Origin of the sequence: Halomonas sp. BC1 (genome assembly GCF_002078135.1) — a bacterium.
Lineage (GTDB): Bacteria > Pseudomonadota > Gammaproteobacteria > Pseudomonadales > Halomonadaceae > Vreelandella > Vreelandella stevensii.
Genome location: NZ_LFGS01000007.1, coordinates 90,428 through 101,408 on the forward strand (window position 1 = coordinate 90,428; position 10,981 = coordinate 101,408).

Below are 10,981 nucleotides of genomic sequence, written 5' to 3' on the forward strand. Positions count from 1 at the left end.
GAGGACGGCCTTGGTATCAGGCAGCCGTTAGCGCAGCGGACACGGTCGTTACCGCGCCCTATGTCGATGCGCAAACCGGCGGATTGATCATCACGTTCGCCCGCCCCTTTTACCGTAATGGCGAGCTGATGGCCGTCATTGGGGCAGACATTACCATAGCGGACGTCATCGATATCGTGGGTAATATTTCCCCCACGCCTTCAAGCTTCGCTTTTTTGACCACTCAGGATGGCACCTTGGTTGCCCACCCGGACGCCGCCCTGACCCTGGAGCCTTCGACCGCCCTGAGTGCGAACTTGAACCCTCAGGAGCTCACGCGCATTATCCAGTCCGACACGCCCCAGCCCATGGCCCTGCAGGAAAGCAGCAAGCTGCTCATGGGCAGCCAAGTGGGCGGCAATAGCGGCTGGCAGTTGGTGGTCGCGCTGGACGAAGCAGAAGCCACGGCCGGGCTGCGCGCCATTGCTGCCACGTCCATCATCACCCTGCTGATCGTCGCCGCCATCACCGCCGTGGTGTTCGGCCTGCTGCTCTCGCTGCTGCTGCGTCGCCTGCTGGGTGTGCGTAACGCCATGGATAACATTGCCTCCGGCGAAGGCGACCTGACGCAGCGCTTACCGGAAGAGGGTAACGACGAGGTCACTCAGATCGCCCGCGCTTTCAACCGCTTCGTGGGCAAAATGGAAGAAGTGCTGATCGAAGTACGTACCAGCAGCGAAGCCGTGCACCACGCCGCCAACGAGATTGCCATGGGCGGGCAGGACCTGTCGCGCCGCACCGACAATGCGGCTTCCAGCCTGCAGCAGACGTCTGCGTCGGTGGAGCAGATCACCAGCACCGTCGCCCACACCGCCGCGTCGGCCCAGGAGGCCAACCAGCTCTCTCATGCCGCTTCTGAAGTAGCGAAAAACGGCGGTCAGGTGGTCTCGAACGTGGTGACGACCATGGAAGACATCTCCCAGGCCTCCAACAAGATTGGCGAGATCGTCACGCTGATGAACAGCATTGCCTTCCAGACCAACCTGCTGGCGCTCAACGCCTCGGTAGAAGCCGCCAGAGCGGGCGAGCATGGCCGCGGCTTTGCCGTGGTAGCCGACGAAGTGCGTAAACTGGCTGGCCGCAGCAGCGACGCTGCCAGCGACATTCAGAAGCTGATCGAAGACTCCCAGTCCCGGGTCAATAACGGCACCTCGCTGGTGCGCGAGGCTGGCAGCACCATGCACGATATCGTCGAGCACATTACCCGTGTCACCGACGTACTCGAAGAGATCAACGCCGCCACCAGCGAACAGAGTGATGGCATCAAGCAGGTCAACATCGCCGTGGCCGAGCTGGACCGGATGACCCAGGAAAACGCTGCCATGGTGGAAGAGTCCACCACCGCCGCCGAGCACCTCAAGGAGCAGGCAAACCACCTGACCGGCACCATCAGCAGCTTCAAGCTATCCGGAGCCAGCGCGCTTGCCTTGGGGTCACCCACGCTGCGCGATTACTGACACCCATGACGAACATTCAAGGAATGGGCGGCAGCGGGATGTCGTCGCTGCGCTGGGCACCGGCGGTCATTTCGCGGCAGAGGCGCAAAAACTCGCGCACGCCGGTGGTCAGATACTTGTGGCGATGCCAGATGAAGGTGAACTGACGCTTCAGGTCCAGCTCCGGCGTGGGTAGCGGCACCAGGCTACCCCGCCGGAAAGCGTCTCGTAGCGCCAGCCGAGAGACGCAGCCGATCCCCAGACCTGACTCCACCGCCCGCTTGATCCCTTCGGTGTGCTCCAGTTCCAGCAGCGTATTGAAGCGGCTGCGCCGATGGCGCGCCGCATGCTCCAGCGTCATGCGGGTGCCGGAGCCCTCCTCGCGCATGATCCAGTCTTCCCGCAGCAGCTGATCCAGCTCCAGATGAGCACGCCCGGCCAGTGGGTGCCGAGGCGAGCAGAACACGCACAGCTCGTCTTCTACCCAGGGCTGGCTGATGATCATGTCGTCATCGCACTGCCCTTCGATCAGCCCCAGGTCCAGCGAATGCTGGCGCACCCCCTCGATGATATGCCGCGTATTGCGCACCGCCAGCCGCACGCGGCTACCGGGGTAACGCTGCATGAAATCACTGATCAACAGTGTGGCCAGATAGTTGCCGATGGTCAGGGTGGCACCCACGTCCAGAGCGCCCACCCCCTGCTGGCCGCGCAGCAGCTCCTCCACCTCTTCGGCTCGGTCCAGCAGCGCCACCGCCTTGGGGAGCAGCTGGAACCCCAACGCGTTGAGTTTCAGACGTTTACCCATGCGGTCCAATAGCTGGCAGTCGAACTGGCGTTCCAACTCGGCCAGCGCCGTACTGGTCGCCGACTGGGACATGGCCAGCGCCCTCGCCGCCTGGGAAACGCTTTCGTGCTGGGCAACGGCGACGAAGACTTCCAGCTGACGCAACGTGTAATGCATGACCAGGCTCCTCCAGAAAAAGTGCTGCTCAACGAAAGCTATATCGATTTTAAAGATATACGTTATCAAGATAATTTGCTTAACAGATATACCACCCTTTATCTAGAATGAGCGCATCCTATAAAGCTATTTTTTATTCTTTTTTAGAATATGGCGAGCAAGGCTTAGGCCACGCAGCCACACACGCAGCCACAAAGGAGTCAGCATGAGCAAGTTTGCCCTGGAAGAAGTGCTAAGCGTTCACCACTGGAACGACACGCTGTTCAGCTTCCGCACGACACGTGAGCGCAGCCTGCGCTTCAAGAACGGCCAATTCGTGATGATCGGCCTGGAAGTGGCGGGCAAACCTCTGATGCGCGCCTACTCCATCGCCAGCCCGAACTACGAAGATCATCTCGAGTTCTTCAGTATCAAAGTGCCCGATGGCCCGCTGACCTCACGTTTGCAGCACCTGAAGGTGGGCGACCAGATCATGGTCAGCCGCAAGCCGACCGGCACGCTGGTATGCGACGACCTGCTGCCCGGACGTAACCTGTACATGCTCTCCACCGGCACGGGCCTAGCGCCGTTCATGAGCCTGATCCAGGACCCGGAAGTCTACGAGCGTTTCGAGAAGGTCGTACTCATTCACGGCGTGCGTGAAGTCTCCGAGCTGGCCTACGCCGACTTCATCACCAAGGAATTGCCCGCCCACGAGTACCTGGGTGAAGAAGTCGCCGAAAAGCTGGTGTACTACCCCACGGTCACCCGTGAAGAGTTCCACACCATGGGCCGCCTGACCGACCACATTCGCAGCGGCAAGCTGTTTGCCGACACCGGCCTGCCGCCCATCGACCCGCGCCAGGACCGCGCCATGATCTGCGGTAGCCCCGCCATGCTGGACGACACCAGCGCGCTGCTGGATGAGCTAGGCCTGAACATCTCCCCGCGCATGGGCGAACCAGGCGACTACGTCATCGAACGCGCCTTCGTAGAGAAGTAAGTCTAACGGTGAAGGGTGAAGGGTGAAGGGTGAAGAATAGATCGTAGCCTTTGACACCCCCTCATCTTATGCACAAAGCCCCTGTGGACGTTATCCACAGGGGCTTTGTGCGACTTACGCCTTACACTTCACCATTCACAAAATTAAACCGCGTCTTTGCCGGTTTCGCCGGTACGGATACGAATCACCTGCTCCAACGGCATCACGAAGATCTTGCCATCGCCGATCTTGCCCGTATTGGCCACTTGGGTGATCGCATCGATGACCTGTTCGGCCATATCATCGTCCACGGCTACTTCCAGCTTAACCTTGGGCAGGAAATCCACCACGTATTCCGCCCCACGATACAGCTCTGTGTGGCCTTTCTGGCGACCAAAGCCTTTCACTTCCGTCACCGTAATACCCTGCACGCCGATATCGGAAAGCGACTCGCGTACGTCATCAAGCTTGAACGGCTTGATAATGGCTGAGATTAATTTCATGACCACATCCTCTGGTTATGCAACGGTTGTCTTGACCGGATACAAGGCGGCGCGACGTTGACCCTCCTCACGCCCGTTGCACTTAGCATACACCCGCCAGCCCCGAGAATAAAAAGCCCTTGTGCCTGGCACGTATATGCGCCGCTACATACGGCAAAAGGCCTCCCATCGGGGAGGCCTTGAGTAGCAGTGCCGCTTGCTATGGCACGGCGCTTATTTCTTGACGCCAAACTCGGGGTAGGCTTCCAGGCCACACTCTGCGATATCGACGCCTTCGTACTCTTCTTCTTCGCTGACACGGATACCCATGACCGCTTTCAGCACCAGCCACACCACCAGGCTCGCCAGGAATACCCAGCCGAAGATGCCCACGATACCGATCAGCTGTGCACCGAAGGACGCATCGCCATTGTTCAGCGGCACGGCCAGCACACCCCAGATACCCACGACACCGTGAACCGAGATAGCACCCACAGGGTCATCCAGCTTCAGCTTGTCCAGCGTGACGATGGCAGCAACCACGATCAGACCACCGATGGCACCAATCACGGCGGCACCCAGCGCGGAAGGCGACAGCGGGTCGGCGGTAATGGCGACCAGGCCTGCCAGCGCACCGTTCAGTGCCATGGTCAGGTCCGCCTTGCGGAACCACAGTTTGGCCAGCACCAGGGCTGCAATCACGCCACCCGCCGCCGCCGCATTGGTATTCACGAACACTTGAGCAACGTTGTTGGCCGACACGGCATCCGACATTTTCAGCTCGGAACCACCGTTGAAGCCGAACCAGCCCATCCACAGGATGAAGGTACCCAGCGTGGCCAGCGGCATGTTGGCGCCCGGAATCGCGTGGATAGAACCGTCCTTGCCGTACTTGCCCTTACGGGGGCCCAGGACCAGAACACCCGCCAACGCTGCTGCTGCACCGGCCATGTGGACGATACCCGAGCCCGCATAGTCAGAGTAGCCAACGCCATCCAGCCAGCCACCGCCCCAGGTCCAGTAGCCAGACACCGGGTAGATGAAGGCGGTCATGACCACCGCGAAGGCCAGGAAGGCCCACAGCTTCATACGCTCGGCCACGGCACCCGACACGATCGACATTGCCGTTGCGACGAATACGACCTGGAAGAAGAAGTCCGAACGCATGGAGTAGTAAGGGGCATCCTCACCACCGGCCAGCACCGCATCGACGCTGTTCTCGGCACCGATCAGGAAGCCAAGGCTGGGCAGGAAACCGCCTTCGCCGCTGGAGTACATGATGTAGTAGCCCACCAGCAGGTACATGGTGCAGGCAATGGCAAACAGCGCAATGTTCTTGGTCAGAATTTCAGCGGTGTTCTTGGAACGCACCATACCGGCCTCGAGCATCGAGAAGCCGGCGGCCATCCACATGACCAGTACGCCGCAAATCAGGAAGTAAAACGTATCGAGCGCGTAGCTCAATTCTGTAAGCTCGTTCATCAGGTGTTCCCCGTGATCCAAGAGAAGTTATTGGTGGGTCGTCGTTGTGTAGGCTGGCCTATACCGCGTCGGCGCCGCGCTCTCCGGTACGAATACGAATGACATCTTCCAGCGGCGTCACGAATACCTTGCCGTCACCGATCTTGCCGCTGTTGGCAGCGCTGCAGATGGCATCCAGCACGCTCTCCAGACGCGCATCGTCCACGGCCACTTCCACTTTCACCTTGGGCAGAAAGTCCACTACGTACTCGGCACCGCGATACAGCTCGGTGTGGCCTTTCTGGCGACCAAATCCCTTGACCTCGGTAACCGTAATCCCCTGCACGCCGTTGTCGGCGAGTGCTTCACGAACGTCGTCAAGCTTGAAAGGCTTGATGATAGCGGTGATGAGTTTCATCCCGGATCTCCCCTGCTGGTTCAGTCCCACTCGGTGGAGAGCGGCGTGGCCGCCCGAATTTAGTGCTTGCCCTACTAATGCTCATACCGTGCCACTGGTTTTTTTCTTATTTAAATTCATGCCCTTAAACATTAAAAAACACGTTTCACGGGCATCAGCAGAGCGACTATCCACCTCCTTTCACCCGTCACTGCACTAAAAAAGCACATCACCAAAAGCTCAATGCTTCTTTTTGATGCATGAGCGCATTGAAGGAGAAAACGCACGCGGGGCATGCGGATTGCCAAAGGGTTGCGTATCCTTACAGGTAAGCTATCCACATTTATGCGCCACCGTTTAAGGAGAGAGCCATGACGCCCCAGGATCGCATCAGCCGTTTAGCCCAGCAGATAGGCGACCGTTTACAGAACGCTTCCCAGGCCCCGGAAGACATTCAGAAAGGCGTGCAGCAAGTGGTGCGGGGAGCCTTCGACCGCCTGGAGCTGGTATCACGGGAAGACTTTGATATCTTGATGGATGTACTGCAGCGCACGCGCGCGCGCGTCGAGGCGCTGGAGCGTCAGGTAGCCAGCCTGGAAGCCACGGTGGAAGCAGCCAGCGCCGCACAGGCCACGCCCATGGAAGCCGAAGTACCACCAGCCACCGCAGAGCCTGCCGAGCAAGACAAACCCACCCCAGGCAAGCCAGGCTGAAACAACGCTGGGTGCCTTTCCACAGGCCCCAGCATCTCCCTCCCCAAAAAATGAACAATAATCAATATCATTGACAGCATGAGCGAGCATGCTATCGTGCAGACTCGGCGTTAAATCTATCGGCGCTTTTTAGCACCATCACAGCGCATTTTTCAGGTCATTTAGCCCATTAGCTCATTGCCTCATGCGCCAGCCCTCCTGCGGTGCACCATCTGATATCACGCCATATCACGCCACACGCAGGTATATGACTTGGCTGGGCATCGCCCACCTTCGCCAATCACAAGGCGCTGCAGGCAATTCCGACGCCCCCTTGGTGACCGTTGACCCACTGCCTGCCCTCCGCCCTCCGCCCAGCGCTTTGCCCGCGAGCTGACCAACGCACTGTACGAACCGCGTGGCGAGCCAGGGTCATTGGCGTCTTACCCTAGGCGGCTTTTCCGGCCACTCCGGTAAAAAAATTTCGCCCTCAATCGTATCAATGACCTCATCAAACTGCTCAGGCGCGTGTTTCACCCCACACTCCCACACCACCACGACCCGCCACCCTATGGCCTCCAGCTCAGCCCGTTTACGCGCATCTCTACGCACATTCTCAGCGAGTTTGGTTTGCCAAAACTGCTTGCGGCTCGATGGGGTGGTGGCATAGAAACATCCTTCATGCCAATGCCAGAAGCACCCGTTGACGAAGATGGCGACCTGATAAAGCGGGATGGTGATGTCGGGCTTGCCGGGAAGCTCAGTCGAATGAACGTCAAAGCCGATATGACGCTGCTCCAGAGCGGCCTGGACAAACCGCTCTGGAGCCGTGTTCTTACCCTGAATGGAAGCCATCATGCGTGATCGAGTAAAGCGATCGACAATATCAGCCAAGGTACTCGCCCTTTCATCTGAAGGATAGAACCACTGCAAAAGACGATGGCCCGCTCAACCAACCCCCGGCACCGATCGTTTCGGCCAGGCAATCACAGCGCAAGGGGCATCTCGTACTGTTGCGGGTCGTCATCCGCTTGAAGGGCTACCGACTTGGCGGCGGCAGCCAGTATCCGCGGCTCCATCAACCTTGCCACGGCTTCGAACACAGGCACCACTACCGAGTTGCCAAACTGACGGTATGCCTGCGTATCGGACACCGGGATGACGAAACGGCTTTCTCCCGGCTGGTCAAAGCCCATCAACCTGGCGCACTCCTGGGGGGTCAGTCGTCTGGGCCGATGCTTCTGATTATGGTCACTATAGAAGTCCATGGCGTCATCGAAGCCTCGATCCACCAGAATCTCCGAACCGTCCTTGTGATAACGGGCAGAGAGCGTACGGGCGACATCGTTGGGCCGCGTCAAGCCAAAACCGAAACCGTTGCCTTTTGCACGATGCTTCTGGGCGTACTTGTACAAGTACTCCCATAACTTCGGCGTCAGGATGTACTTGTCGTCGACCTCCGGGTCCAGCAGGTCACCAAAGGCTGGGCGCTCCTTTGGGTACATTTTATGGATATCCCTCAGGGTAAACCCTTCATGAACACCCAGATCTCGACGGAACCCCACCAGAACGATGCGTTCGCGATGCTGCGGCAGAAAGTGCCGCGCGTCGATGACCTTGGGGTCCTGCCCTTTGGGCGAATTCACATCCGCCACGTCATAGCCTAGCTCATCCAGGGTCTCACAGATGATCCTGAACGTTTTGCCTTTGTCATGGCTCTTGAGGTTCTTGACGTTCTCCAGCAGGAAAGCGGCGGGCTTCTTGGCGGCCAGAATACGCGCCACATCGAAGAACAGCGTTCCCTGCGCATCACACTCGAAACCGTGCTTTCGACCAAGGGAGTTTTTCTTCGACACACCGGCCAACGAAAACGGCTGACATGGAAAGCCCGCCAGCAGTACGTCGTGATTGGGAATCTGCCGATCGATGTGCCTGTACGCTGTCTCTTCGTCGATGCTCAGGTCGCCGCTCAGCGTGACTTCACGAATGTCCTCATTGAACCGGTGCTTGCGCGGGTCACAAAAGTGATTGGCCTTGTAGGTACGAACGGCATATTTATTCCACTCCGAGGTAAAGACGCACTCGCCTCCAATCGCCTCGAACCCCTTGCGTATGCCACCGATCCCGGCGAACAGGTCGATAAACCGAAAGGATGGCTGAAGGTCACTGGGCCGGGGAGCAGGCAACATGGACACCATTTGCTGATAAGCTGCACGCGTCACTTTCGGCTCCGCCTTACCCTTGGCCCAGCGGTTGATGGTCTCGCGACACCAGCTCCCCTTGTCAGCCATGGCGAGCGCCTCGGCGATGGCGCCCTGATCATAAATCTCCAGAAGCTTATCCAGCAGTGCTCGCTCGCTGAGCGCCTCGTAAGGCGACTGAGAGGCGCTCGGCAGGCTGGCAACCACGCCAGAACTTGCACCTGTTTGGACATCGATAAGGTGAGACATGCAAACCTCTGGGTCAAATCTGTGACAATGGCGCACGATTGTATCCCAAAAAACGAGCTCCGCGAAGCGTTTACGGATGAATTCGGCTGTCGTACAACATCTGCTCCGTCACTGGCTGGTCAAGCTCCCCCATCGCCGCAAGGCGAATGTTTTTGGCGACGTCATCGACCGCATCATCCAGGGTTCCCAGCAGCTGGAACTCGGCGGCATTCACATAGCGAGCCTTCTGGCGGTCCGTGCCGGTAAACGACTGCTCAGCCCCCGTCTGCCATGATGGACGCTCACGTATCTGGCGCAAGGTGGGCGTGTCCAGCAGTTTCGCCAACAGCAACACGCGCTTACGCTCACCGATGCGGTTAAGCAGGTAGCCCGTTCCGCGCTGTTTGTCCCAGATCGGTTTGACCATGATCATGTGCAGCGTCTTGATCCCTTTACGCGCCAAGTCCTGCATGACCTGTAACTGGCCATTATTAATCCCAAAGAAGAGGCCGCCACGACCTCGCTCGACGTAGGGAAACTTGTGTTTTACCTCCAACTGCATGAGCGTCCCATTGGGCAGTCGCGCCACACTGTCGATATCCCAAACGCCATCGAAAAAAGGCTGTATCGCGCAATTTTTAAACAGTCGATGCAGGACGACATGTTTAAAAATATCGCGACTGTAATGACTAAAAATGCCTGACCAAAAAGCTTGTTGCGAGCGGTGTTCGTCAATGACCGCGCTGGTTGGCATTCTGAAACGGGGGGAGTCATATCCACGACTTTTCAACATGAACGATTGAATCGGAATATGCGTCCTGCCCTGCCACTCCTTGATGAAGAAGTCTCTGGCGCTCTCGTCGTAATAGCAATCGAATAGAAACTCATCCTTGCCCGACGCAGGGAGCAGGTGGCGACTCAGGTCAGCGGCGGCCTCGCCAGCCCCCGAGTGATCCCATAGCCACCACGCGTTGACGTAGCGGGTGCGGAGCCGTCGCTTGATGGTCAGTGTTCTGACCAGAGACACGGGCAACACGTGCACCTGCTGGGTCATCAACCTGTCCAGATAGTCATTGAAGACCGCTTCAATGACGAACCCTTCCAACATCCGGCTCTTGTCGGACCGAATCAGTATTTCCTTTAACCCGGCTTATTCACGAGACTCACCTGAAAACGAAGATGGCGAGTGGTTTTCTCTTGTAGAATCAGGATGTTCCTGCCAGAACACGATTCAAGAGGACCACTCGCCATGGGTGAAAGCCTATCCACCTGGACGCCCTCGTGCAACGGCTCTGTCCGTGTCGAGCTGAGCGGCCAGCGCACCACCAGCGACAGCGGCGCTCTGCTGTTGCGTGAAGCCCTCGACAACAGCGGCGTGATTGAGGCGCTCGAAGACAACCTGGTCGATCCGCGTCACCCGCTGCGTATCCGCCACTCCCTGGCCAGTCAGCTACGCACCCTGGTGCTGCAGCGCGCGATGGGCTGGATCGATCTCAGCGATACCGACACGCTGCGCCGTGACCCGCTCTGGCAGTTGGCCTGTAGCGACGCGCGCGGGACGACGCCATTGGCGCAGGACCGGCCGTCTCAAGCCACGCTGTCGCGGCTGCTGACCTGCCTCGGCCGCAACGACAACATCGATGCCGTGCACGAAGGCCTGCTGCGGCTGGTGGTCTGGCGGCTGACGTCGCTGAAGAACGGCGAGCGCCCCAGGCAGCTGACCCTGGACATCGACGGCCTGCCAATCGAGGTCCACGGACATCAGGGCGGCTCGGCGTATCATGGCCTTTACGGTGCGCGGATCTACTCACCGCTGGTCGCCTCGCTAGCCGAAACCGGCGATATGGTCGGCGGGCTACTGCGAGAGGGTAACGCTGGCCCGGCAGAGAACGCCGACACCTGGATCCCGCATCTGGTACGACGACTCAACGAGAGCACCGGGGCACAGGTTCGTGTGCGCATCGACGCCGGTTTTACCGATAACGCGACGCTGGAGGCCCTGGAGGATCGGGAGATCGAATACCTGGGCCGGTTGCGCAGTCACACCGGTCTACAGAAGCTGGCAGCACCGCTCCTGAAGCGGCCACCCGGCCGGCCACCCGAGCAGCCTCGCGAGTGGA

At 58.9% G+C, this 10,981-nt stretch carries 10 protein-coding genes and 1 pseudogene; 4 read left to right on the forward strand and 7 right to left on the reverse strand.

Annotated features, from left to right (window positions below):
• The coding region (locus tag B7L72_RS07100) for a methyl-accepting chemotaxis protein (RefSeq protein ID WP_081193456.1) at window positions 1-1,496 on the forward strand (1,496 nt) is incomplete at its 5' end.
• A 16-nt stretch (window positions 1,497-1,512) separates the two neighbouring features.
• Here the strand turns inward: B7L72_RS07100 and B7L72_RS07105 are convergent.
• Window positions 1,513-2,439: a LysR family transcriptional regulator gene (locus B7L72_RS07105; RefSeq protein ID WP_016915416.1), complete on the reverse strand. Its 927-nt coding sequence runs from the start codon at window positions 2,437-2,439 to the stop codon at window positions 1,513-1,515.
• A 205-nt stretch (window positions 2,440-2,644) separates the two neighbouring features.
• Here B7L72_RS07105 and B7L72_RS07110 point away from each other — a divergent pair, with 205 nt between their 5' ends.
• Entirely contained in the window at window positions 2,645-3,421 is a 777-nt protein-coding gene (locus B7L72_RS07110; protein WP_016915417.1) for a ferredoxin--NADP reductase, read from the forward strand.
• A gap of 143 nt (window positions 3,422-3,564) precedes the next feature.
• On the opposite strand, the gene glnK is transcribed toward B7L72_RS07110, so the two are convergent.
• From glnK to B7L72_RS07125, 3 genes are all read right to left on the reverse strand, one after another.
• Complete coding sequence (gene glnK, locus B7L72_RS07115) at window positions 3,565-3,903, reverse strand: P-II family nitrogen regulator (protein ID WP_009098335.1); 339 nt, start codon at window positions 3,901-3,903, stop codon at window positions 3,565-3,567.
• 213 nt (window positions 3,904-4,116) lie between these two features.
• Complete coding sequence (locus B7L72_RS07120) at window positions 4,117-5,364, reverse strand: ammonium transporter (RefSeq protein ID WP_016915418.1); 1,248 nt, start codon at window positions 5,362-5,364, stop codon at window positions 4,117-4,119.
• A gap of 58 nt (window positions 5,365-5,422) precedes the next feature.
• Window positions 5,423-5,761 (reverse strand): P-II family nitrogen regulator, encoded by a 339-nt coding sequence (locus B7L72_RS07125; protein ID WP_007112359.1) that lies wholly within the window; start codon window positions 5,759-5,761, stop codon window positions 5,423-5,425.
• A gap of 350 nt (window positions 5,762-6,111) precedes the next feature.
• On the opposite strand from B7L72_RS07125, the gene B7L72_RS07130 reads away from it, so the two are divergent.
• Window positions 6,112-6,453 (forward strand): accessory factor UbiK family protein, encoded by a 342-nt coding sequence (locus B7L72_RS07130; protein WP_081193458.1) that lies wholly within the window; start codon window positions 6,112-6,114, stop codon window positions 6,451-6,453.
• 411 nt (window positions 6,454-6,864) lie between these two features.
• On the opposite strand, the gene B7L72_RS07135 is transcribed toward B7L72_RS07130, so the two are convergent.
• From B7L72_RS07135 to B7L72_RS07145, 3 genes are all read right to left on the reverse strand, one after another.
• The gene (locus tag B7L72_RS07135) at window positions 6,865-7,326 is read right to left on the reverse strand and encodes a very short patch repair endonuclease (protein WP_081193460.1); all 462 of its coding nucleotides are present in this window, start codon (window positions 7,324-7,326) and stop codon (window positions 6,865-6,867) included.
• A gap of 92 nt (window positions 7,327-7,418) precedes the next feature.
• Window positions 7,419-8,882: a DNA (cytosine-5-)-methyltransferase gene (gene dcm / locus B7L72_RS07140; protein WP_249273158.1), complete on the reverse strand. Its 1,464-nt coding sequence runs from the start codon at window positions 8,880-8,882 to the stop codon at window positions 7,419-7,421.
• A gap of 70 nt (window positions 8,883-8,952) precedes the next feature.
• Window positions 8,953-9,915: a hypothetical protein gene (locus B7L72_RS07145; RefSeq protein ID WP_139788463.1), complete on the reverse strand. Its 963-nt coding sequence runs from the start codon at window positions 9,913-9,915 to the stop codon at window positions 8,953-8,955.
• Between the two features lie 156 nt (window positions 9,916-10,071).
• On the opposite strand from B7L72_RS07145, the pseudogene B7L72_RS07150 reads away from it, so the two are divergent.
• Window positions 10,072-10,981: pseudogene (locus B7L72_RS07150) on the forward strand (IS1380-like element ISPsp9 family transposase); the annotation flags it as partial.